The organism is Burkholderia sp. LMU1-1-1.1, from assembly GCF_040675865.1.
Lineage (GTDB): Bacteria > Pseudomonadota > Gammaproteobacteria > Burkholderiales > Burkholderiaceae_D > Rugamonas.
In genome coordinates this window covers 95,578-117,163 of sequence record NZ_JBEGHG010000007.1, presented here as the reverse complement: position 1 = coordinate 117,163, position 21,586 = coordinate 95,578, and the positions used below count along the sequence as shown (strand labels likewise).

The 21,586-nt window shown below is 66.2% G+C and carries 22 protein-coding genes; 17 read left to right on the top strand and 5 right to left on the bottom strand.

The genetic code is table 11. The features are described 5' to 3' along the window. Positions 1-186: 186 nt before the first annotated feature. From MRBLMU1_RS08365 to MRBLMU1_RS08355, 3 genes are all read right to left on the bottom strand, one after another. Entirely contained in the window at positions 187-1,956 is a 1,770-nt protein-coding gene (locus MRBLMU1_RS08365; RefSeq protein WP_363499638.1) for a DUF3443 domain-containing protein, read from the bottom strand. Positions 1,957-1,965: 9 nt separating this feature from the next. After that, positions 1,966-2,433: a DUF2844 domain-containing protein gene (locus tag MRBLMU1_RS08360; RefSeq protein WP_363499636.1), complete on the bottom strand. Its 468-nt coding sequence runs from the start codon at positions 2,431-2,433 to the stop codon at positions 1,966-1,968. Between the two features lie 147 nt (positions 2,434-2,580). Beyond that, positions 2,581-4,983, bottom strand: coding sequence for a TonB-dependent receptor plug domain-containing protein (locus MRBLMU1_RS08355; protein WP_363499634.1), 2,403 nt, complete (start codon positions 4,981-4,983; stop codon positions 2,581-2,583). A gap of 253 nt (positions 4,984-5,236) precedes the next feature. Here MRBLMU1_RS08355 and MRBLMU1_RS08350 point away from each other — a divergent pair, with 253 nt between their 5' ends. The 4 genes from MRBLMU1_RS08350 (at position 5,237) to MRBLMU1_RS08335 (ending at position 10,574) form a co-directional block, all read left to right on the top strand. Then, positions 5,237-8,410 carry an error-prone DNA polymerase gene (locus MRBLMU1_RS08350; protein WP_363499632.1) on the top strand — a complete coding sequence of 1,058 codons (3,174 nt, stop codon included), beginning with the start codon at positions 5,237-5,239 and terminating at the stop codon, positions 8,408-8,410. A 165-nt stretch (positions 8,411-8,575) separates the two neighbouring features. Further along, positions 8,576-9,256, top strand: coding sequence for an isochorismatase family protein (locus tag MRBLMU1_RS08345; protein WP_363499630.1), 681 nt, complete (start codon positions 8,576-8,578; stop codon positions 9,254-9,256). A 107-nt stretch (positions 9,257-9,363) separates the two neighbouring features. Beyond that, complete coding sequence (locus tag MRBLMU1_RS08340) at positions 9,364-9,825, top strand: GNAT family N-acetyltransferase (RefSeq protein WP_363499628.1); 462 nt, start codon at positions 9,364-9,366, stop codon at positions 9,823-9,825. 161 nt (positions 9,826-9,986) lie between these two features. Then, entirely contained in the window at positions 9,987-10,574 is a 588-nt protein-coding gene (locus tag MRBLMU1_RS08335) for a hypothetical protein (protein WP_363499626.1), read from the top strand. Between the two features lie 80 nt (positions 10,575-10,654). Here MRBLMU1_RS08335 and MRBLMU1_RS08330 read toward each other — a convergent pair whose 3' ends face one another. Together MRBLMU1_RS08330 and MRBLMU1_RS08325 are read right to left on the bottom strand one after the other, a co-directional pair. Next, the gene (locus MRBLMU1_RS08330) at positions 10,655-10,837 is read right to left on the bottom strand and encodes a hypothetical protein (protein WP_363499624.1); all 183 of its coding nucleotides are present in this window, start codon (positions 10,835-10,837) and stop codon (positions 10,655-10,657) included. After that, the gene (locus MRBLMU1_RS08325; protein WP_090314957.1) at positions 10,834-11,256 is read right to left on the bottom strand and encodes a PRC-barrel domain-containing protein; all 423 of its coding nucleotides are present in this window, start codon (positions 11,254-11,256) and stop codon (positions 10,834-10,836) included. Before MRBLMU1_RS08325 ends, MRBLMU1_RS08330 begins: the two co-directional genes overlap by 4 nt. Positions 11,257-11,478: 222 nt before the next feature. On the opposite strand from MRBLMU1_RS08325, the gene MRBLMU1_RS08320 reads away from it, so the two are divergent. From MRBLMU1_RS08320 to MRBLMU1_RS08260, 13 genes are all read left to right on the top strand, one after another. Continuing rightward, positions 11,479-13,173, top strand: a complete 1,695-nt coding sequence (locus MRBLMU1_RS08320) for a CTP synthase (RefSeq protein WP_363499621.1) — start codon at positions 11,479-11,481, stop codon at positions 13,171-13,173. Continuing rightward, positions 13,170-14,024, top strand: a complete 855-nt coding sequence (kdsA, locus tag MRBLMU1_RS08315; RefSeq protein WP_090314954.1) for a 3-deoxy-8-phosphooctulonate synthase — start codon at positions 13,170-13,172, stop codon at positions 14,022-14,024. Before MRBLMU1_RS08320 ends, kdsA begins: the two co-directional genes overlap by 4 nt. Before the next feature lie 149 nt (positions 14,025-14,173). Continuing rightward, positions 14,174-15,457 (top strand): phosphopyruvate hydratase, encoded by a 1,284-nt coding sequence (gene eno / locus MRBLMU1_RS08310; protein ID WP_363499619.1) that lies wholly within the window; start codon positions 14,174-14,176, stop codon positions 15,455-15,457. Between the two features lie 60 nt (positions 15,458-15,517). Further along, positions 15,518-15,847, top strand: coding sequence for a cell division protein FtsB (gene ftsB, locus MRBLMU1_RS08305; RefSeq protein ID WP_363499617.1), 330 nt, complete (start codon positions 15,518-15,520; stop codon positions 15,845-15,847). 156 nt (positions 15,848-16,003) lie between these two features. Continuing rightward, the gene (locus tag MRBLMU1_RS08300) at positions 16,004-16,861 is read left to right on the top strand and encodes a hypothetical protein (RefSeq protein WP_363499615.1); all 858 of its coding nucleotides are present in this window, start codon (positions 16,004-16,006) and stop codon (positions 16,859-16,861) included. A gap of 72 nt (positions 16,862-16,933) precedes the next feature. Further along, positions 16,934-17,056, top strand: coding sequence for a hypothetical protein (locus MRBLMU1_RS08295; protein ID WP_363499613.1), 123 nt, complete (start codon positions 16,934-16,936; stop codon positions 17,054-17,056). Positions 17,057-17,060: 4 nt separating this feature from the next. After that, positions 17,061-17,996, top strand: coding sequence for a L,D-transpeptidase family protein (locus tag MRBLMU1_RS08290; protein ID WP_363499611.1), 936 nt, complete (start codon positions 17,061-17,063; stop codon positions 17,994-17,996). A 74-nt stretch (positions 17,997-18,070) separates the two neighbouring features. Further along, positions 18,071-18,535 carry a DUF4124 domain-containing protein gene (locus MRBLMU1_RS08285; protein ID WP_363499609.1) on the top strand — a complete coding sequence of 155 codons (465 nt, stop codon included), beginning with the start codon at positions 18,071-18,073 and terminating at the stop codon, positions 18,533-18,535. 30 nt (positions 18,536-18,565) lie between these two features. Further along, on the top strand, positions 18,566-18,970 hold the full coding sequence (locus MRBLMU1_RS08280) for a VOC family protein (RefSeq protein WP_363499607.1): 405 nt from the start codon (positions 18,566-18,568) through the stop codon (positions 18,968-18,970). Further along, positions 18,967-19,584 (top strand): DUF1349 domain-containing protein, encoded by a 618-nt coding sequence (locus MRBLMU1_RS08275; protein ID WP_363499605.1) that lies wholly within the window; start codon positions 18,967-18,969, stop codon positions 19,582-19,584. The genes MRBLMU1_RS08280 and MRBLMU1_RS08275 overlap by 4 nt, the downstream gene beginning before the upstream one ends. Beyond that, on the top strand, positions 19,584-20,294 hold the full coding sequence (locus MRBLMU1_RS08270) for an aspartate/glutamate racemase family protein (RefSeq protein ID WP_363499603.1): 711 nt from the start codon (positions 19,584-19,586) through the stop codon (positions 20,292-20,294). The genes MRBLMU1_RS08275 and MRBLMU1_RS08270 overlap by 1 nt, the downstream gene beginning before the upstream one ends. Beyond that, entirely contained in the window at positions 20,291-20,926 is a 636-nt protein-coding gene (locus MRBLMU1_RS08265) for a glutathione S-transferase (RefSeq protein ID WP_363499601.1), read from the top strand. Before MRBLMU1_RS08270 ends, MRBLMU1_RS08265 begins: the two co-directional genes overlap by 4 nt. A gap of 16 nt (positions 20,927-20,942) precedes the next feature. Further along, a complete protein-coding gene (locus MRBLMU1_RS08260; protein ID WP_363499599.1) occupies positions 20,943-21,512 on the top strand; it encodes a gamma carbonic anhydrase family protein in 570 nt (189 codons plus the stop codon). Positions 21,513-21,586 lie beyond the last annotated feature (74 nt).

Here is a 21,586-nt window from a genome sequence, read left to right as displayed (position 1 = left end):
ATGTATAAAAATCAAGGTGGCGACTTTAACGAAACTACATGACAGCGTTGTGACAAATGCCAAGCCCGCCACATATAAACCTTGGCGGTCTAAACCTTTGGGGTCAAGTCTGGCATTCGGACACGTGCTGATGCGTAATACGGCCGAGCTGGTGTCCGAATGTCAGACTTGACCCCCACTGTTGGGTCAGTAGGCCCACAGGGGGCCGGTCTTGCCGTTGACGGTGTGGCCTTCCATGACGACGAACACGCGGCGCCCGTAGAAGAACGGCAGGCCCCAGTCGAAATAGTCGCTGTTGCCGCCGGCGGTGCCGGTCAGCGTGCCACCCACCTGCGCGGCACGCACCGTCGACGCCAGTTGCACCAGGTTGACGACGTTGAAGTCGACCGTGCCGCTGGCGCTGCCGTCGGCGGCCGTGTTGGTCGCGCTCAGCGCCAAGGTCGCGGCCGGACAGAAGAAGTCGCCCCCCGAGCAGGTGCGGATACTCGTGTCGGTGAAGAAGTAGCCGTTCGAGCCGCTGTCGATGAAGCTCGAGGCGTACGTTCTGCCCTTGTAGGTGGTGCTGAAGTCGCCGCTGGCGTCGGTCTTGAACACCGTTTCGCCGGCGATGGCGTTGTTGGCTTGCGTGCCGACGCCGAAGATCAGGGTGCCGCTGACCGCCGTCAGGCCGGCCGTGCCCACCGCCGGCAGGCTCACCAGCACGCCGTTGTTGTTGACCGCGAACGAGGCGACCGGATTGCTGACCTGCGACGCCAGCGGCATGGCGCTGGCCGTGCAGGCGCCGCCGGCGCACGCGTAGTAGGTGCCGGCGATGGCCGTCCGCGCGCAGGCGTCGCCGCAGTCGTGCTGGAACAGGCCGACGCCGAGGATGCCCTTGGCGCCCAGCGCGGCCAAGGTGCCGAGGTTGTTGCCGGCGCTGCTGCAGCTGGCGGGCGTGGCGGCGTAGCTGGCGCCGCCGTCGCCGACGACCTGGAGCGGGATGCCGGCGGCGACCTCGTCGGCCATCTTGACGTCGGCCCGGCGCACCGCGCCCCAGGTGTAGCCGCTGATGAACTTGCCGCATTCGGCGGCGTCGGCGCCGGACGGGGTGGGCACGGCCGGCAGCGCTAGGCTGGCGTCGAGCGCCGACGCCAGCAGGCGCAGGCCGTAGGAGCCGGTGTCGAGCAGCACGTGGTCGACCGTCTGGCAGGTGGCGGTGCCGGGCCGGCACACCGTCACGTTCACGTACGGCACGTTGATGACGCCGCCCACGCCGGCCGGGCCGCTGTCGACGCTGATGGTGGTGCTGTTCGACAGCGCCGCCGTCACGCTCAGCGCGGCGCTGGCGCTGGCGCTGCCGCCGTCGCCGCTGCACGTCAGGCTGTAGGTGAAGTTGCCGGCGCCGGCCGGGGCCACCGTCAGCGTGCCGGCGGTGGGCTGGGCGCCGCTCCAGGCGCCGCTGGCGACGCAGCCGGTGGCGTTGGCCGACGACCAGCTCAGCACCGTCGTTTGGGCGGTGGTGATGTTGGCCGGCGCCAGCGTCAGGCTGGTCGTGGGGCTGGGCGGCGGGGTGCTCACGACCACCGCGGCGGTGCCGCTGGCGCCGCCGCAGGTGAGCGTGTAGTTGGCCGTGCCGGCGGCGCCGGCGGTGACCGTTCGCGTGCCGCTGGCGGCGACCGCGCCGCTCCAGGCGCCGGAGGCGGTGCAGCCGGTGGCCGGCGCATTGCTCACGCTCCAGCTCAAGGTGACGACCTGGCCGCTGGTGGTGGCGGTCGGCGTGGCGCCGATGCTCACTACGGGCGCGGCGGCGCCGACCGCGTCGGCCTGGGTAGGGGTGGCGGTCGTGGTGGCGGCCGCGCCGCCGCCCCCGCCGCCGCCGCAGGCGGCCAATGCCAGGCAGAGCAGGGCGCCCGCCAGTTGGGTGGTCAGGCGCGGGCGGCCGGTGGGCGGCGTGGCGCCGTGCTGCGGAGCTGTCATGCGGCGGTCCTAGTCGATGGTGGTGGTGTCGAAGCCGGCCGGCAGCGCGCTGGGGATCCAGGCGTGGCCGGCGAACGAGCGCATGTGGCCGTTGGAGACCAGCACGACGTCGGATTGCTCGAGCGCGAGCTGCGAATGGCCGGCCTGGGCGCGCTTGGCGGCGGCGCCGGTCATGACGCCGAACTTGTCGCCAAGCAGGGTGCGCAAGTCCGGCAAGGTGGGACCGCGCCAACTGACGGCGAACACCTTGCCGGCCGTGTCGCTGTATTCGCGCACGACGGTGCCGCTGTCGAGGGTGCTCTGGCTGACCGTGTAGACGGCGTCGGTGGCGGCGGCCGTGGCCGCGCCGGTGGCCGCCAGCCGCCGGGCGGTGACCGGCGTGCCGCCGAAGTCGGACGGCGCGCCGCCCAGCGCCGCGTAGGCGAGCGCGCCCTGCAGCAGCGTGAGGAATAACATGAGTGCGATCGCGTGGCGCATGGCGTGCTCCGTTGCCTAGAATAAAGACAAGTGTAGGCCGCGATCGGGTTGAATTGCGTTAGTGAAATGTAAGCAAACGTAAATCCGATTAAAAGCGCCAATAAAAACGGCGCCCGCAGGCGCCGTCGTCAGGCATGCTGGATTAGATTAGAAGCGCACCCACAGGCGGCCGAAGTAGGAGGCGCCGTTCAGGCCGAACTGCACGCTCTCGTACTTGAAGCCGTTGTCGGTCTGGTCCGGGTCCTGCGAGGTCGGCTTGACGTTGAAGATGTTGTTGCCGCCCAGGGTGAACTTTATGTTCTTGTTGATCGTGTACGTGAAGCTCAGGTCGGCCGAGGTCTTGGACTCGTAGCGCTGGTTCGGTACGCCGTTGGCGGTGCCGTCGAAGGTGCCCAAGGTCTGCGGACCGAAGTGGATGATCTTGAAGTCCGTCTCCAGCGCGCCGGTGACGAAATCGAAGCCCAGGGTGACCTTCGATTTCGGCGCGCCCTGCTCGATGTACAGGCGTTCCTTCTCCGACAGCAGCACGTCCTCGAAGCCGCGCAGCGCGGCCGGCGCGTGGATGCCGGTGACCTCGGTCTTGCTGGCGTTGAGGGCCAGGTAGGTGGTCAGGCGGTTGGCGCCGAAGTTGGCCTTGTGCGAGGCGGTCAGGTCCAGGCCCTGCGTCTTGGTGTCGACCGAGTTGACGAAGAATTGCGCCTCGCCCACACCCAGCGCGGCCAGGCGGTCGGCCAGGTCGGGGTAGTTGTCGGCGTTGAAGCGGCCCGACAGCACGATGCGGTCCTTGATCTTGATGCGGTACAGGTCGGCGGTGACGGAGATGGCGTCGCTCGGGGTCCAGGTCGTGCCCAAGGTGAAGCTGGTCGACTTCTCCTCCTTCAGTTTGGGGATGCCGGCCGCGTTGGCGACCACGCCGCCGTTGGGCGCGAGCACCACTTCCTTGGGCACGCCGCCGATGAAGTCGGTGAAGGTGGTCGACAGGTGGCTTTGCTGCAGCGACGGCGCGCGGAAGCCGGTGCTGGCCGAGCCGCGCAGCAGGGTGGTCGGCAGCACGCGCACCGAGCCGGCCAGCTTGCCCGTCACGGTCGAGCCGAAGTCGCTGAACTTCTCGTAGCGCACCGCCGCCTGGGCCTTGACGGTGTCGGTCAGGTCGGCCTCGAGGTCGAGGTAGGCGGCGTTGCTGTGGCGCTTGGCCTTGGTCTCGTCGCCCGGCTGGAAGCCGGGGAAGCCCTGGCTGCCGGCGTTGCCGCCGTTGCCGACGCCGTCGGCGTCGATGTAGGAGCCGCGCTCGCCGGCGAAGATCTTGAATTCCTCGCTGCGGTATTCGCCGCCGAAGGCGACGTTCAGGCCGCCGCCGAGCACGCCGTCGTAGTAGCGCGACAGGTCGACGTTGGTGGTCAGCTGCTGGAACGAGAAGCCGCCGGCGTCGAAGGCGCTGGCGCTGACGCCGCGGCCGCCGCCGAGCAGGTCCTGGTTGGCGATCGAGGCGTTGATCGTGTTGCTGATGTTGTACATCATCTTGTTGTAGCCGTAGGTCTGCGACAAGTCGGTGTTCCATTCGCCCAGCTTGATGCGGTGGCCGACGGTGGCGTAGCGGTCGTCGATCTTGGCGTTGATGAACGGCACGAAGCCGTTCGGGTACATGGCGGCCGAGTTGCGGCTCGGGATGTCGTCCGAGCCGACGCCGCCGCGCGCGAACGCGGCCGACGAGCCGTCGCGCTTCTGGGCGCCGGCGGTGAAGTACAGCTTGCCCGTGCCGGTGGTCGGCAGCTCGCCGTTCAGATAGATGGTCTGGTTCTCGGTCTTGGTGTCGCCGATGATGCGCGGGTTGTCGGCCTCGGCGCGGTTGGAGCGGCCGCGGTCGAGGTATTCGCCGGTGATGCCGACGCCGCCGCCGTTGCCGATGCTAAAACCGCAGTAGGCCGAGCCGAGCCAGTTCTCGCCGTCGCCGGCCGAGTACTGGCTGTAGCCGGCGACGGCCTCGCAGCCGAGGCTCTTTTTGAGGCCGATGTCCATGACGCCGGCGATCGCGTCCGAGCCGTACTGGGCGGCGGCGCCGTCGCGCAGCACCTGGACGTCCTTGATGGCGAGCATCGGGATGGCGTTGAGGTCGGTGCCGGTGTTGCCGCGGTTGCGCGCGCCGAACAGGTTGACCAGCGCGGTGGTGTGGCGGCGCTTGCCGTTGACCAGCACCAGCGTCTGGTCCGAGCCGAGGCCGCGCAGCGCGGCCGAGTCGACCAGGTCGGCGCCGTCCGAGCCGCTCTGGCGGGTCGAGTTGAACGATGGCGAGATGTAGGTCAGCGACTGCGCCAGGTCGAACTGGCCGCCCTGTTCGGAGACCTTGTTCATCGGGATGATATCGACCGGCACCACGGTGTCGGTGGCCGACGAGGTGGCGCGGCGCGAGCCGACCAGCGTGACCGTTTGCATGGGAGCGGCGGCGGCCTCGGCCGGCGTGGTCTGGGCGTGGACGGCGGGACTCAGGCTCAGCGCGGTCGCGCCATAGAGGGTGAATAAGACGGCGTTGCGTAAGGTGGTGTTGGCTGGCACGTTTCGGCTCCCATGAAAAATTTGATTCTATTCAAATAATTTATATTGATATGGGTTTTCTGCCAATTTTGCGTTTAAACACTATTTACTGTTGTTTTGACGCGCCAACCGGGCCCGTGCGGGCGCCCGGGCTACGTAGTGTTACGGATGCCGCGCCGGGTCGGGTGGACTCGGCACCGGCCCCTATTAAAATGATTACGCGGCGGAAGGGGGGGCTGGGTGTAGAATACTGTATATAAACACAGTATCCATCATGAGCTTGTCATCGCCACCATCGTCGCAGGGACTGCCGGCCTACGCCGAGCTGTTCTGCATGAGCAACTTTTCCTTCCTGCAGGGCGCGTCGCGGCCGGAGGAGCTGGTCGCGCGCGCCGTCGAGCTCGATTATGCGGGGTTGGCCATCACCGACGAATGCTCGCTGGCCGGCGTGGTGCGCGCGCACGCGGCGGCCAAGGAGGCCGGTTTGCCGCTGGTCATCGGCAGCCACTTCCACCTGAAGAACCCGGACGGCAGCGCCGCGCTGTCGCTGGTCGCGCTGGCCAGGAACCGCGACGGCTACGGCAATTTGTGCGAATTGATCACCATCGCCCGCAACCGCGTCGCCAAGGGCAGCTACCTGCTGACGCCGGCCGACCTGGCCGCGCCGGCGCCGGCTTACGCGCATTTGAAGGGTTTGCCGGACTGCCTGATGATACTGCTGCCGCACTATCCGGCGCACCAGCCCGGCGACGTTGACCGGTTGCACGCGCAGGCGGCGTGGATGGAGGCGACCTTTCCGGGGCGCGCGTGGATGGGGCTGAACCTGCTGCAGCGCGCCTTCGACGAGGCGCATCGCCTCAGCATAGCCGAGGTGGCGTTGCAGCACGGCATGGCGGTGGTGGCCGTGGGGCAGGTGTGCATGCATGTGCGCTCGCGCAAGCCGCTGCACGACACGCTGACGGCGGTGCGGGTGGGCAAGCCGGTCGGCGAGTGCGGCTATGCGCTGGCGCAGAACGCCGAGCAGCATCTGCGTCCGCGCCTGCGGCTGGCCAACCTGTATCCGCCGGCGGCGCTGTTCGAGACCTTGCGCATCATGCAGGAGTGCACCTTCAAGCTGACCGAATTGTGCTACGAGTATCCGCACGAGCTGGTGCCGGCTGGCCACACGCCGGCCAGCTACCTGCGCCAGGAGGTGTACGAGGGCGCGGCGCGGCGCTTTCCGGCCGGGTTGTCGGACAAGGTGCGCGGCCAGATCGAGAACGAACTGAAACTGATCGCCGAGCTTAAATACGAACCGTATTTCCTGACCGTCTACGACATCGTGCGTTTCGCCCGCGACCAGGGCATCCTGTGCCAGGGGCGCGGCTCGGCGGCCAACTCGGTGGTGTGTTTTTGCCTTGGCGTGACGGAGGTCGACCCGGAGCGCAGCAACATGCTGACCGGGCGTTTCATCTCGCGCGAGCGCAACGAGCCGCCCGACATCGACGTCGACTTCGAGCACCAGCGGCGCGAGGAGGTGATCCAGTACATCTATAAAAAATACGGCGCCGACCGCGCCGCGCTGGCGGCCGTCGTCATCAGCTACCGGCCCAAGAGCGCGCTGCGCGACAGCGGCAAGGCGCTCGGCGTCGACCTGGCCATCGTCGAGAAGGTGGCCAAGTCGCACCACTGGTTCGACAGCCGCCACGACCTGCTCGGGCGGCTGGCCGAGTGCGGACTCGACCCGGACTCGCAACTGGCGCAGCAATGGGCCTCGCTGGCGATGACGCTGCTGGGTTTTCCGCGCCACCTGTCGCAGCATCCGGGCGGCTTCGTCATTTCGCACGAGAAGTTATCCCGGCTGGTGCCGATCGAGGCGGCCACGATGGAGGGGCGCTGCGTGATCCAGTGGGACAAGGACGACCTCGAAGAGCTCGGCCTGATGAAGGTCGACGTGCTGGCGCTGGGCATGCTCACGGCGCTGCGGCGCGCGCTCGACATGGTGGCCGAGCGCCGGGGCGCGCCGTTCCGCATGCAGGACATCCCGGCCGAGGACAAGCCTACCTACGCGATGATGTGCCAGGCCGACACCATCGGCGTGTTCCAGATCGAGTCGCGCGCGCAGATGAGCATGCTGCCACGGCTGCGGCCCAAGGTGTTCTACGACCTGGTCATCGAGGTGGCGCTGGTGCGGCCCGGGCCGATCCAGGGGGGCATGGTGCATCCGTATTTGCAGCGGCGCCAGGACAAGCGCTTGGTGGTCTATCCTGCCGGCTTGGAGGAGGCGCTGGGCCGCACGCTGGGCGTGCCGATCTTCCAGGAGCAGGTGATGCAGATCGCCGTCATCGCCGCCGGCTTCAGCGAGGGCGAGGCCGACCAGTTGCGGCGCGCGATGGCGGCCTGGAAGCGCAAGGGCGGTGTCGACAAATACCAACAGCGCATTATGGATGGCATGGCCGAACGCGGCTACGACGCGGCGTTCGCCGCCGCCATCTGCAGCCAGATCCAGGGCTTCGGCGAATACGGCTTTCCCGAATCGCACGCGGCCAGTTTCGCGCTGCTGACCTATGCCAGTTCCTGGCTCAAATGCCACGAGCCGGCCGCCTTCCTGTGCGCGCTGCTCAACAGCCAGCCGATGGGGTTCTACAGCCCGTCGCAACTGGTGCAGGACGCCAGGCGCCACGGCGTGGTGGTGCGCGAGATCGACGTCACCATCAGCGGCTGGGATTCGTCGCTGGAGGAGCCGGCGGGCAAGCTCGGGCAGCCTGCGGTGCGGCTCGGCCTGTCGATGATGAAGGGCATGCGCGACGGCGCCGCCCAGCGCATCGAAGCGGCGCGCGCGCGGGCGCCGTTCGCCGGCGTCGCCGACCTGGCGCGGCGCGCCGACCTGGACCGCCACGACCTGCAGGTGCTGGCCGCCGGCAACGCGCTGGTCCACCTGGCCGGCAACCGCCGCCAGGCGCTGTGGCAGGCGGTCGGCGCCACGCCGGACAAGGACTTGCTGCGTCCGACAACGCCAGACGAGGAGGCGCCGGTGCTGGCGCCGCCGACCGAGGGCGAGGAAATCCTCGGCGACTACCGCTCGCACGGCCTGACTTTGGGCCGGCATCCGCTGGCGCTGCTGCGCGCCAAGTTGCTGGAGCACCGCTTTTTGCCGGCGGCCACCTTGAACACCTACACCAACGGCATGCTGGCGCGCGCTTGCGGCATGGTCACGGTGCGGCAGCGGCCGGGCACGGCCAAGGGCGTGCTGTTCATCACACTTGAGGACGAGACCGGCAACGTCAACGTCATCATCTGGCCCAAGCTGGTGGAGGAGCAGCGCCGCGAAGTGCTGGGCGCGCCGCTGCTGGGCGTGTATGGCGTTTGGCAACAGGAGGGCATCGTGCGCCACCTGGTGGCCAAGCGGCTGGTCGACATGTCGCACCTGTTGGGCCGCCTGCCGACCATCAGCCGCGATTTTTGTTGAGGAGGGATTCCGAGCCGACGGCGCCCCCCATTTCGGGGGGAGTGCGGAGCGCGAACTTTCGCCGCGCCGCCACCGCGGACACAAATTCAGGCAAGCTGATTGGAGGCGCGCATTCGCGATTGCCCGCCATCACTGTCACCATTGCCCAACCAAGGAGAACGACCCATGCAAGACACCCCACATTCCAAATCCAGTGTACTGGCCACCGGCGGCGGCGCCGCGCTGCTCGATCCCGCCGATACCCTGGTGCTGCTGTTGGACCACCAGTCCGGGCTCTTCCAGACCGTCAAGGATATCGCGGTGGCCGACCTGCGGCGGAATGTGGAGACGATCGCCAGGCTGTGCACCCTGCTGAAGATCCCGGTGATCACCACCGCCTCGGAGCCGGCCGGCAGCAACGGTCCGCTGATGCCCGAAATCCACCAGTACGCCCCGCATGCCGTCTATGTGCCGCGCAAGGGCGAGGTCAACGCCTGGGACAACGCCGACTTTGTCGGCGCGGTGCGCGCCAGCGGCCGCAAGACGCTGGTGATGGCTGGCGTCTGGACCAGTGTTTGCGTGATGTTCCCGGCGCTTGACGCCGTCGCGGCAGGCTACGATGTCTACGCCGTCATCGACGCCTCCGGCGACCCGAGCGAGATGGCCTCCCGCGTCTCCGTCGCGCGCTTCGCGCAGGGCGGCGTCAAGCCCACCTCGACCAACGCGTTGCTGTCGGAACTGCACCGCACCTGGGCGCGCCCGGAAGCGGCGGAGCTGGCCAAGCTGTACGGCCTGGTAGCGCCCAACTATGCGGCCGTGGCGGAGAGCTATGCGCGGGCACAGCAGGCGGTGCGGGACGCGGCCTAGGATCCACTTGGTAGCCAAGCGGTTGGCCGACATGTCGCACTTGCCAGGCCGACTGTCGACCATCAGCTGCGATTTTGAAGTTCTGGCAGAATGGCCGGATGAACAAAATGACCATACGTCAGGCACGGCCGGGCGACGCCGCCGCCATCAGCGCGTTGATCGTCCCGCTGCTGCCATTGCTGACCCTGGAGCCAAGTGGCGCCGGCGCAGAGAAATTTATCGAAACCATGCAGCCGCCCGCGATCGAACGTGTGTTGGCGGACGAGCGTTACGACTACCAGTTGGGCCATGTCGCTGATGAGCTGGCCGGCGTGGTGGCGGTGCGCGACCACGCGCATTTGTATCATTTGTTCGTGGCGTCCAAGTGGCAGGGCAGGGGCTTAGGCCGGCTGCTGTGGCAGGCGGCCAGAGCGCGCGCGCTTGGCAAGAACGCCGATGGCGCCTTCACCGTCAACTCGTCGGCGTTCGCGCTGGAAATGTACCGTCACCTGGGATTCGTTCCCGCCGGCCCACGCGCCGAGCACGATGGCATCGCCTACATTCCAATGCGCTTGCCTGCGCCTGCGTAAGCGGAGTGTATGGGGTGAGCCCACGCCACCCCGTGCGGGAACGATACTCTTTTGGCTGTCGGTTTCCGTCTCTTTTTGTCTTTTTTGAACTCCAGCTCGGCCTCCGGGTCTAAAGAGACAGGAAGAGACAAAAACCGACAGAAACCGCAAGGAGAAAGAGTATGAATCCCCGAGAGACTCGCTCACTCCCACCAGCTACTGAACTCCAGCTTGAAGAATTCCTGCGCAAAAGCGGCAGCGCTTTATCGCTCACCGAGGCGCTGGTGGCCGCCGTCAAATTGTGGATCGAGCGCGAGAAGGCGAACGCCCAGCCATTGCGCGGCTACCAATGGAAGATTTTATTTCTACCGGAGGGAACCCGCGTACGCATGCAATATGAGGAAGACTGGCATAGCGCCGAAGTGCTCGGTGACGAGTTGATGTATCGCGGTCGTCCCGTGTCCCCGCATCAGTTGACCCAGGCCGTGGCGGGCGACGTACGCAATGCCTGGCGGGATCTGTGGATACGTTTTCCAGGAGAAAAGAACTGGGCGTGCGCCGCGCAACTGCGCGCCCGTCTGCAAAAACGCGCGGCCACTACGCCGCCAACGCCGGCCGAGGCGATGGCCAAAGCAGCCCAAACAATGAGCAACGCGCTGAACGCCGCACTGGTCTTGATCGAGCACGTCGACTTGCAGTGCCGAAACACTCTGGAGCGCCGCTTGCCCAAAAGCCGTCGTGAATATGATGAACTAGAGGATATCCATTAAAAAAAGACTTCGGCCGCCCATTCGCATGGGCGGCCGAAGCCGTACTACAACGATGCCTGGGAGGTGGTTATCCCTCCAACTCATCGCCTCTTGCGCCGCAGGTGGTCCGCCACCTGGTATTCACGATTGTCGGACCAGCTCGCCAGCGTGACGGGGACGCCGGCCGGCGGCCGCGCCTCCGTCTGGCGCCGGCGCGCGATCCGCACCATCAAGGTCGCGGTTAGCGCGGCCGCGCCGGCCAGCATGAACAGGGCCGACATCACAGCGGACCGCTGTCGAGGTTGTCGTAGCGGGTGCCGTAGTAGCTGTGGATCTGGCTGGCCCAAGTCTGGTTGGCCATGTTGGGCCAGTGGTCGGTGTCGAAGCCGGGCGCGTTTTCGATGCGCTCTTTGTCGATGTTGAGGGTGAAGCGTTTGTTGACCGTGTCCAGGGTCAGCGCTTCCCACGGCACGGCGAACAACTTCTCGCCGATGGTCAGGATGCCGCCCGACGACATGACCGCGTAGGCGATTTTGCCGGTGCGCATGTCGAGCATGATTTCCTTGATCTCGCCCAGGTGTTCGTTCTTCAGATTGTGCACGTGGTCGCCGATCAGCGTGTCGGCGCCCATCAGTTCGGGACCGGGGCCCTTGTTGCCGTTGTCGACATACATACCGTAAGCATCGCGTTCTGTGTAGCTCATGATGTCCTCCTCTAAGAATGAGTTGCCATTCTGACTTTATCGTTTGTGACGGTCTGTACGCTGAGACACAGTCGGACCGGATTGCCAAACCGGCCATTTTTGCCGAATAAACAATCGGAGTTTTCCGGTCCGTAGCGGATTTTTCCGGGGGCGATGCTGAAGAAATAGCCGTTTTAGGGTATAATTTCAATTTCCCGCACGTGCCGTTCGGCACTATCTGCAATGACCAAATTTGTCTTCGTCACCGGTGGCGTCGTGTCTTCCCTTGGTAAAGGGATTGCCGCCGCCTCCCTCGCCGCGATCCTCGAATCGCGCGGCCTCAAAGTCACCATGCTCAAGCTCGACCCGTACATCAACGTCGACCCTGGCACGATGAGCCCCATGCAGCACGGTGAAGTGTTCGTCACCGACGACGGCGCCGAGACCGATCTCGACCTCGGCCACTACGAGCGCTTCATCTCGACCCGCATGAAAAAGGTGAACAACTTCACCACCGGCCAGATCTACGAATCGGTGATCCGCAAGGAACGCCGCGGCGAATACCTGGGCAAGACCGTGCAGGTCATTCCCCACATCACCAACGAGATCCAGGACTACATCCGCCGCGGCGCCGAGGGTTACGACGTGGCCCTGTGCGAAATCGGCGGCACCGTCGGCGACATCGAGTCGCTGCCGTTCCTCGAGGCGGCACGCCAGCTGAGCCTGCGCGCCGGCCGCAAGAACACCGCCTTCGTGCACCTGACCCTGGTGCCGTACATCGCCTCGGCCGGCGAACTGAAAACCAAGCCGACCCAGCACTCGGTGCAGAAACTGCGCGAGATCGGCATCTCGCCGAACGCGCTGCTGTGCCGCGCCGACCGCCCGATCCCGGACGACGAACGCGCCAAGATCTCCTTGTTCTCCAACATCGAAGAGCAGGCCGTCATCTCCGTGTGGGACGTCGACACCATCTACAAAGTGCCGCAGATGCTGCACGACCAGGGCCTCGACGCCATCATCTGCGAGGCGCTCGACATCAACCCGGCGCCGGCCGACCTGTCCGTCTGGAGCCGCCTGATCTACACGCTCGAGCATCCGAAGAGCGAAGTGTCGATCGGCATGGTCGGCAAATACGTCGAGCTGACCGAATCGTACAAGTCGCTGACCGAAGCGCTGCGCCACGCCGGCATCCACAACGAATCGAAGGTCAACATCGAGTACATCGACTCGGAAGAGATCGAGACGACCGGCTGCGCCGCGCTGGCGAAATACGACGCCATCCTGGTGCCGGGCGGCTTCGGCAAGCGCGGCGTCGAGGGCAAGATCATGGCGGCCCAGTTCGCCCGCGAAAACAAGATCCCCTACCTGGGCATCTGCCTCGGCATGCAGGTCGCGCTGATCGAATACGCGCGCCACATGGCCGGCCTGACCAGCGCCAACTCGACCGAGTTCGACCTGGAAACCTCGCAACCGGTGGTCGCCCTGATCGACCAGTGGCAGGGCCAGGACGGCAAGGTCGAAAAGCGCGACGAGAACTCCGACCTGGGCGGCACCATGCGCCTGGGCGCGCAAACCTGCGCGATCAAGCCGGGCACGCTGGCGGCCGAGATCTACGGCCCGGTCGTGACCGAGCGCCACCGCCACCGCTACGAGGCCAACAACCACTACCTGCCGCGCGTCGAAGCGGCCGGCCTGGTGGTGGCGGCCCGCACGCCGACCGAGGACCTGTGCGAGATCATGGAACTGCCGCGCACGGGCGACAATTCGCACCCGTGGTACATGGGCGTGCAGTACCACCCGGAATTCAAATCCACCCCGCGTGACGGCCATCCGCTGTTCACGTCCTACATCAAGGCGGCACTGGCCCACAAGGCAGCCGGCGGCAACCGCCCGCACGCCGTCGCTGAGAGTACTGCGTTGCAAGGAGATGCGGCATGAAACTCTGTGGCTTCGAAGCCGGCCTCGATCAGCCGTTCTTCCTGATCGCCGGCACCTGCGTGATCGAATCGCGCCAGATGGCGTTCGACACCGCCGGCGCGCTCAAGGAAATGACGGCCGCGCTGGGCATCCCGTTCATCTACAAGTCCTCGTTCGACAAGGCCAACCGGTCGTCGGGTACCTCGTATCGCGGCCCCGGCCGCGACAAGGGCCTCGAGATCCTCGGCGACGTCAAGCGCGAACTGGGCGTGCCGGTCCTGACCGACGTCCACTCGATCGACGAGATCGCCGAAGTGTCGGCCGTCGTCGACGTGCTGCAGACGCCGGCCTTCCTGTGCCGCCAGACCGATTTCATCACGGCCTGCGCGCAGTCCGGCCTGCCGGTCAACATCAAGAAGGGCCAGTTCCTGGCCCCGCACGACATGAAAAACGTCATCGACAAAGCACGCGCGGCCGCCAAGGCCAAGGGCTTGCCGGACGACGTCTTCATGGCGTGCGAGCGCGGCGCCTCGTTCGGCTACAACAACCTGGTGTCCGACATGCGCTCCCTGGCCATCATGCGCGAATCGAACTGCCCGGTCGTGTTCGACGCCACCCACTCGGTGCAATTGCCGGGCGGTAACGGCACCTCGTCGGGCGGCATGCGCGAGATGGTGCCGGTGCTGTCGCGCGCGGCAGTCGCCGTCGGCGTGGCCGGCCTGTTCATGGAAACCCACCCGAACCCGGCCGAGGCGCTGTCGGACGGCCCCAACGCCGTGCCGCTGGGCCGCATGAAGGAACTGCTGTCGACGCTGATCGAGCTGGACCGCATCACCAAGAAGGCTGGCTTCCTCGAGAACAGTTTCAACTAAGCAGCTTCATCTAAAGCAATCGCAGGCAAAAATGCCCGGCGCGCGTTGGCAAACACCTCTGCGCCGGGTTATATTCCCGTTATCCTTAAATTGTCCATCATGCAACACACGATGGACAAACACGTTTTCGTCTAACTTTGGAGAATGACATGAGTGCTATTGTTGATATTATCGGCCGTGAAATTATCGATTCGCGCGGCAATCCGACCGTCGAATGCGACGTCCTGCTCGAATCGGGCGTCATGGGCCGCGCCGCCGTGCCATCGGGCGCCTCGACCGGTTCGCGCGAAGCGATCGAACTGCGCGACGGCGATCCGAAGCGTTATTTCGGCAAGGGCGTGCTGCAAGCCTGCGAAAATATCAACACCGAAATCTCGGAAGCGATCATGGGCCTCGACGCCAATGAACAAGCCTTCCTGGACCGCACCCTGATCGATCTGGACGGCACAGAAAACAAAGGCCGCCTGGGCGCCAACGCCATGCTGGCCGTGTCGATGGCCGTGGCCAAGGCCGCCGCCGAGGAAGCCGGCCTGCCGCTGTACCGCTACTTCGGCGGCTCGGGCGCGATGCAACTGCCGGTGCCGATGATGAACGTCATCAACGGCGGCGCCCACGCCGACAACAACCTGGACATCCAGGAATTCATGATCATCCCGGTCGGCGCGCCGTCGTTCAAGGAAGCGGTGCGCTACGGCGCCGAGGTGTTCCACACCCTCAAAAAGATCCTGCACAAGAAGGGCCTGAGCACGGCCGTCGGCGACGAGGGCGGCTTCGCCCCGTCCCTGGCCAACCATGAGGAAGCGATCAAGCTGATCATCCAGGCCATCGAGGAAGCCGGCTACGAGCCGGGCGCGCAGATCGCCATCGGCCTGGACTGCGCCGCCTCCGAGTTCTACAAGAACGGCAAGTACGAGTTGGAAGGCGAGGGCCTGTCGCTGACCGCCACCGAGTTCACCAACCTGCTGGCAACCTGGTGCGACAAATACCCGATCATCTCGATCGAGGACGCGATGCACGAGGGCGACTGGGACGGCTGGGCCATCCTGACCAAGGAACTGGGCAAGAAAATCCAGCTGGTGGGCGACGACCTGTACGTCACCAACACCAAGATCCTCAAGGAAGGCATCGCCAAGGGCATCGCCAACTCGATCCTGATCAAGATCAACCAGATCGGCACCCTGACCGAAACCTTCGCCGCCATCGAAATGGCCAAGCGCGCCGGCTACACGGCCGTCATCTCGCACCGTTCGGGCGAGACCGAGGACTCGACCATCGCCGACATCGCCGTCGGCCTGAACGCGCTGCAGATCAAGACCGGCTCGATGTCGCGTTCGGACCGCATGGCCAAGTACAACCAGCTGCTGCGCATCGAGGAAGACCTGGGCGACATCGCATCCTACCCCGGCCGCGACGCGTTCTATAACCTGAAGTAATGTAGTGCCGCGCGGCCGCCGGACCCGTGTCCGGCGGCCGCGCTCGAGCCCATATCGACCATGCGCCTGATCACCCTCGCCCTGGCAGTCTTGCTGCTGCTGATACAGTACCCGCTCTGGCTGGGGAAGGGCGGCTGGCTGCGCGTGGCCGACCTTGAAGCGCAGGTCGGCACGGCCCACAAAAAGAACGCCGAACTGCTGGCCCGCAACGCCAAGCTCGACTCGGAGGTGCGCGACCTCAAGGACGGCACCGGCGCCGTCGAGGAACGCGCCCGCTACGAGCTCAGCATGATCAAACAAAACGAAATCTTCATCCAGATCGTCGGCAAGGGCCAAGCCGCCCCGCCGGTGCCACTGGCGGCGCCTCCAGCGCCCCCGGCCGGCCAATAACCCGGATCACTTCTAAAACACGTAGGGCGGATTAGCGCAGCGTAATCGGCCAGGCGCCGTCGGCGGCTCATCGGCCCCCGTGACATTTCGCTAGATTTCCACGCGGAAATAAACTGTATGATACCGACGAGCACCCAGCGAAGTGACCATACCGCCATGACCCAAGCCCCCGCACAAGCCCGCGCCGTCCCGGCGCCCCGCCCAAAGCCCGGCCGCCGGCCGCCCGCCCGCGCCTGGGCAACACTGCTACTGGCCGCCACGCTGATCCCCCCCGCCGCCAACGCCACCTGCATCCCCGTGCGCGTCGGCTACATGGACCAGCACCGCCCGCCGTACTGGCTGGGCGAGGGCGCCGAAGTCCCCGACCCGCCCGGCGCCGCCGTCGACCTGATGCACGACGCCGTGCTCGGCGCTGGCTTCGGCTGCCCGCCGGTCTGGGTGCGCCTGCCGATCGCCCGCCTGCGCGTCGCCCTGGCCAACGGCGACATCGACATGTCGCCCATGGGAGAGCTACCGGTTTACCCGCCGGAGATAGCGCTACCACGCGACAAGGCCGGCAACATCGACCTCGACCGCGCCATGCACAACGCCCTGATCGTGCTGGTGCGCGCCGGCGACAAGCTGCCGGCCTCTACCCAGCCGATGCAGTACTTCAAGGGCAAGCTGCTCGGCGTGGCGCAAGGCCAAAGCTACGCTGCCCGCCTGCGCGACGCCGGCCTGACGATCGACGACGGCGCGCGCGACCTCGATCGCAATCTCGAAAAACTGCGGCTCGGGCGCATCGACGGCGTGGTCGTCGCCGCCGTCTCGCCCGAGCACCTGAAGGCCACCTTGGCGCGCTACAAGGGCGCCGTCGTGCAACTGCCGCAGCCGCTGATCAACACGCGCGTCTGGCTCGCCTTCAACGACACCTTCTACCGCGCCCACCCGGCGCAGGTCGAGGCATTGTGGACCTGGCTCGACGTCAACCGCCACCGGCTCGGCTACGTCATGCAGAAATACCGCAAGCAGTAGAAGTGCGCGATGCGGGTCCGCGATTTGGTAGAATCCGGGTCCGTTATAGCGACCATCAGAATCGACTCCCCCATGCTCCACCCCATCTCCTTCGGCGTGCGCGACCTCCAGTTCGCCGGCCTGTTCCACGACGCCGCGCTCGTCGATCCCGATGGCCACCGCATCGAAGCGGCCATCAACCGTCCCCAGGCCTGATTTGTTGAAGACGCTGTTTGTGACCATCGCGCTGGCGCTGGCCGGCATCGCCGACGCGAAATCCCCGGCCCCCGCCATCTCCGCCAACCCGGCCGCCGGCGGCCACGACCTGCTGCGCGCGCAGGTGCTGCTCGACCGCGCCCATTTCTCGTCCGGCGAGATCGACGGCAACAAGGGCAGCAACCTGCGCAAGGCCGTCATCGGTTTCCAGAAGCTGCACCAGCTGCCGCTGACCGGCGTGCTCGACACGGCCACCTGGGCCGTGCTCTCGACCGACACCGCGCCCGTGCTCGACGTCTACACCGTCACCGCCGAGGACGTGGCCGGCCCGTACCGGCCGGTGCCGGCCACGATGGCCGACAAGGCCAAGCTGCCGGCGCTGGGCTACGCCAGCCTGGCCGAGGCGCTGGGCGAGAAATTCCACAGCAGCCCCGAGCTGCTGCGCCGCCTCAACCCCGGCAAATCGTTCGTCCGCGCCGGCGAGCAACTGCTGGTGCCGAACGTGGCGTCGGCCAAGCCGCTGCCCAAGGCGACCTCGATCCTGGTCGACGCCAGCGACGGCACCCTGACCTTGCTCGACGCCGGCGGCATGCCGATCGCGCAATTCCCCGCCAGCACCGGCAGCGCCCACGACCCGCTGCCGGAAGGGCGCTGGGAGGTGCGCGGCATCGCCGCCAACCCGGAATACCGCTACAACCCCAAGCTGTTCTGGGACGCCAAGGCGGGCGACACCGGCGCCCGCATCCCGGCCGGCCCCAACAACCCGGTAGGCGCCGTCTGGATTCAACTGAGCAAGCCGCACTACGGCATCCACGGCACGCCGGAGCCGGGCAAGATCGGCAAGACGCAATCGCACGGCTGTATCCGCCTGACCAACTGGGACGCGCGGACGGTGGCGCGGGCGATCTCGCGCGGCGCCGTGGTGTTGTTGCAAGGTTAGTGACATTTCAATAGATTCTACGCGGAAATAATCCGTAGAATTGGCTGGTCGATTCTCCATGAGAACAATCTTCCATGACCAAAAACCTTGCCGCGTCGCTGACATTGCCGCTGGCGCTGGCCCTGCTGGGCGCCAGCGGCACCGTCCACGCCGACATCTACAAATGGGTCGACGCCAACGGCGTCACCAACTACACCGACAACCCCGACAGGGCCGGCGGCGCCCGCGTGCAGATGCTCAAAACGTCGGCCGCGCCGGCGGCCGATCCGGCCGGCACCTGGCAACAGCGCGAGGCCGAGTTCCAGCGCCGCCAGCAGCACAAGCTGATGGCGCCGGCCTACCGCCCGCGCGGTGAGGGCGGGGCAGGCGGCGGAGCGAACGCCGCCATCCATCGCGGCGGCCAGCCGGAAACCGACGCCAGCCGCTGCGCGCTGGCGCGCGCCGTCATCGACGGCACCGTGCGCCACGCCAACGACCTGCCGATCGACCGCTACGACCGCGACGTCGCCACCAACGATATCCGCACCTATTGTCGCTAAGTTAATTTAAAATGGCCGCAGGAGGTGCGTATGGCCATATCCCTGGATCACCTGATGGTGCCGTCGCGCGACAAGCTGGCGGCGGCCAAACTGCTGGCCGAGCTGCTGGACGTGCCGTGGTCGACCACCGGCATCGGCCCGTTCGCCCCGGTCTACGTCAACGACGGCCTGACCATCGACTTCGACGAATGGGCCGGGCCCGTTCCTTTGATACACTACTGCTTCCGCGTCGACCAGGCCGAATTCGACGCCATCCTCGCGCGCATCCGGTCGGCCGGCATCGCCTACCGCAGCGCCGTGCATGGCCCGACCGACTTCGCCGTCGACACGCAACACGGCGGCAGCATCGTCTATTGGAACGAGCCCGACGGCCACCAATGGGAAATGCTCACCGTCAGCTACGCACGGCCACCACCAGACAAGGACACCGGATGAGCGACACCCCGCTGCACGAAACCTTCGCCGACACCATGCTCAGCCCAAGGCTGCAATGGGATTGCGAGCCCGCCCACTGGCAGGTCGACTACGGCGCCAACCGCCTGCGCATCCACACCGACGCCGCCACCGACTTCTGGCAGCGCACCCACTACGGCTTCCAGGTCGACAACGGCCACTTCCTGCACCTGAAGGCCGAAGGCGACTTCGTGCTGACGACCAAGGTCACCTCGCGTCCCGTGCACCAGTACGACCAGGCCGGGCTGATGGTGCGGCTGTCGTCCGGCTGCTGGCTCAAGACCTCGGTCGAGTTCGAACCGGACGGCGACAACCGCCTCGGCGTGGTCGTCACCAACGGCCATTATTCGGACTGGTCGACCCAGCCGCTGGCCAAGGAGATCGACACCATCTGGTTGCGCGTGCGCGCCGAGGACAACGACTGTATCGTCGAATCGTCGCTCGACGGCGAGCAATGGACGCAACTGCGCATGGCCCACCTGCACGAGCGCGCGGGCGCCGACTCGATCGCCTGCGGCCTGTACGCCTGCAGCCCCAAGGAAGCCGGCTTCGAGGCCGAGTTCTCCTTCCTCAGCTTCATTCCGGGGCGGATCTGATGAAGACTATCGGATTAATCGGCGGCATGAGCTGGGAATCGACGGTGCCGTACTACCGGGAGGTCAACCAAACGGTCAAGGAGCTGCTGGGCGGGCTGCACTCGGCCAAGGTGGTGCTGGTCAGCGTCGACTTCCATGACGTCGAACGCTTGCAGCGCGCCGGCGACTGGGACGCGGCCGGCGCGCTGCTGGCCGGCGCTGCCCGTTCGCTGCAGGCCGCCGGCGCCGACTTTATCGTGCTGTGCACCAACACCATGCACAAGGTCGCGCCTGCCATCGAGGCGGCGGTGGACATCCCGCTGTTCCACATCGCCGACCCGACGGCCGCCGCCATCAAGGCCGCCGGCCATACCAAGATCGGCCTGATCGGCACCCGTTTCACGATGGAGCAGGCGTTCTACAAGGACCGGCTGCGCGAGTTGCACGGCCTGGACGTGATCGTCCCCGAGCCGGCCGGGCGCGACATCGTCCACCGCGTCATCTACGAAGAACTCTGCCTGGGCAACATCGTCGACGCCTCGCGCGACGACTACCGCCGCATCATCGCCGCGCTGGTGGAGCGGGGCGCCCAGGCCGTCATTCTCGGCTGCACCGAGATCTCGCTGCTGATCCACCCATCCGACGCGGCCGTGCCGCTGTTCGACACCACCGCCATCCACGCCCGCAAGGCCGCCGAGTTCGCGCTCGGTGATTCGAAGGAGAAAACATGAAACTGATAGGCATGCTCGATTCCCCCTATGTGCGCCGCGTCGCCGTGTCGCTGCAGTTGCTTGACGTGCCGTTCGAACACCAGTCGCTGTCGGTGTTCCGCACCTTCGACCAGTTCCGCCAGATCAATCCCGTGGTCAAGGCGCCGACCCTGGTCACCGCCGACGGCACCGTGCTGATGGACTCGACGCTGATCCTGCAATACGCCGAAACCCTGGCCAGGCCCGAGCTGCGGCTGACGCCGTCGGACCCGGCCGCGTTGTTGCGCTCGCTGCGCGTGCTCGGCCTGGCGCTGGCCGCCTGCGACAAGGGCGTGCAGATCGTCTACGAACGCAACGTGCGTCCGGCCGAAAAACTGCACCAGCCGTGGGTCGAGCGCGTCACCTTGCAAATGCTGTCGGCCTTCGACGCGCTCGAAGCCGAGCAGCGGGAGCGGCCGCTGATCCTCGGCGGCCCCGGCACGGACCACGGCGCGGTCATGACGGCCGTCACCTGGCACTTCATGCGGCAAATGCTGCCCGAGGTGGTGGCCGCCGAAAACTATCCGTCGCTGGACGAACTGTCGCGCCGCGCCGAAGCGTTGCCGCCATTCGCCGCCGCGCCGCACGGCGACAGCACCTATTTCCCCCACTGACTTATCCGGACACCGCATGCCCTTATCCCCGTATCTCGACACCAGCCCCGTCCTTGGCGACGACATCTATCTGCACGCCTCGGCGCAAGTGATCGGCGACGTCCGTATCGGCCGCGACAGCTCGGTCTGGTGCAACACCGTGCTGCGTGGCGACGTCAACCGCATCGTCATCGGCGAGTGCAGCAACGTGCAAGACTTCGCCATGGGCCATGTCGCCCACAAGCACCCGGGCAAGCCGGACGGCTCGCCGCTGATCATCGGCGACTACGTCACCATCGGCCACTCGGTGCTGCTGCACGGCTGCACCATCGGTAATGAATGCCTGATCGGCATGGGTTCGATCATCATGGACGACGTCGTGGTGCAAGACCGCGTCATGATCGGCGCCGGCAGCCTGGTCTCGCCGGGCAAGGTGCTGGAAAGCGGCCACTTGTACGTTGGCCGTCCCGCGAAAAAAGTCAGGGCGCTCAGCCCGGAGGAAATCGCCTACCTGAAATACTCCGCCGAGCACTACGTCCGCGTCAAAAACAACCACATCAGCAGCGAGACCAACGCAACGCGGAGCCAGGCCAACGAACCGTCCTGACCTCACCACGGCCTGAACACGTGAAAAAATCTAAACCACGTAGGGCGGATTAGCCGGAACGGCGTAATCCGCCA

Excerpts from the sequence above, each read along its gene's own strand:
- MRBLMU1_RS08270 (WP_363499603.1), top strand. The coding sequence starts at position 19,584 with ATGAAGACTATCGGATTAATCGGCGGCATGAGCTGGGAATCGACGGTG.
- MRBLMU1_RS08345 (WP_363499630.1), top strand. The coding sequence starts at position 8,576 with ATGCAAGACACCCCACATTCCAAATCCAGTGTACTGGCCACCGGCGGC.
- MRBLMU1_RS08285 (WP_363499609.1), top strand. The coding sequence starts at position 18,071 with ATGACCAAAAACCTTGCCGCGTCGCTGACATTGCCGCTGGCGCTGGCC.
- eno (WP_363499619.1), top strand. The coding sequence starts at position 14,174 with ATGAGTGCTATTGTTGATATTATCGGCCGTGAAATTATCGATTCGCGC.
- kdsA (WP_090314954.1), top strand. The coding sequence starts at position 13,170 with ATGAAACTCTGTGGCTTCGAAGCCGGCCTCGATCAGCCGTTCTTCCTG.
- MRBLMU1_RS08360 (WP_363499636.1), bottom strand. The coding sequence starts at position 2,433 with ATGCGCCACGCGATCGCACTCATGTTATTCCTCACGCTGCTGCAGGGC.
- MRBLMU1_RS08260 (WP_363499599.1), top strand. The coding sequence starts at position 20,943 with ATGCCCTTATCCCCGTATCTCGACACCAGCCCCGTCCTTGGCGACGAC.
- MRBLMU1_RS08280 (WP_363499607.1), top strand. The coding sequence starts at position 18,566 with ATGGCCATATCCCTGGATCACCTGATGGTGCCGTCGCGCGACAAGCTG.
- MRBLMU1_RS08335 (WP_363499626.1), top strand. The coding sequence starts at position 9,987 with ATGAATCCCCGAGAGACTCGCTCACTCCCACCAGCTACTGAACTCCAG.
- MRBLMU1_RS08325 (WP_090314957.1), bottom strand. The coding sequence starts at position 11,256 with ATGAGCTACACAGAACGCGATGCTTACGGTATGTATGTCGACAACGGC.
- MRBLMU1_RS08365 (WP_363499638.1), bottom strand. The coding sequence starts at position 1,956 with ATGACAGCTCCGCAGCACGGCGCCACGCCGCCCACCGGCCGCCCGCGC.
- ftsB (WP_363499617.1), top strand. The coding sequence starts at position 15,518 with ATGCGCCTGATCACCCTCGCCCTGGCAGTCTTGCTGCTGCTGATACAG.
- MRBLMU1_RS08300 (WP_363499615.1), top strand. The coding sequence starts at position 16,004 with ATGACCCAAGCCCCCGCACAAGCCCGCGCCGTCCCGGCGCCCCGCCCA.
- MRBLMU1_RS08350 (WP_363499632.1), top strand. The coding sequence starts at position 5,237 with ATGAGCTTGTCATCGCCACCATCGTCGCAGGGACTGCCGGCCTACGCC.
- MRBLMU1_RS08295 (WP_363499613.1), top strand. The coding sequence starts at position 16,934 with ATGCTCCACCCCATCTCCTTCGGCGTGCGCGACCTCCAGTTCGCCGGC.
- MRBLMU1_RS08275 (WP_363499605.1), top strand. The coding sequence starts at position 18,967 with ATGAGCGACACCCCGCTGCACGAAACCTTCGCCGACACCATGCTCAGC.
- MRBLMU1_RS08340 (WP_363499628.1), top strand. The coding sequence starts at position 9,364 with ATGACCATACGTCAGGCACGGCCGGGCGACGCCGCCGCCATCAGCGCG.
- MRBLMU1_RS08265 (WP_363499601.1), top strand. The coding sequence starts at position 20,291 with ATGAAACTGATAGGCATGCTCGATTCCCCCTATGTGCGCCGCGTCGCC.
- MRBLMU1_RS08320 (WP_363499621.1), top strand. The coding sequence starts at position 11,479 with ATGACCAAATTTGTCTTCGTCACCGGTGGCGTCGTGTCTTCCCTTGGT.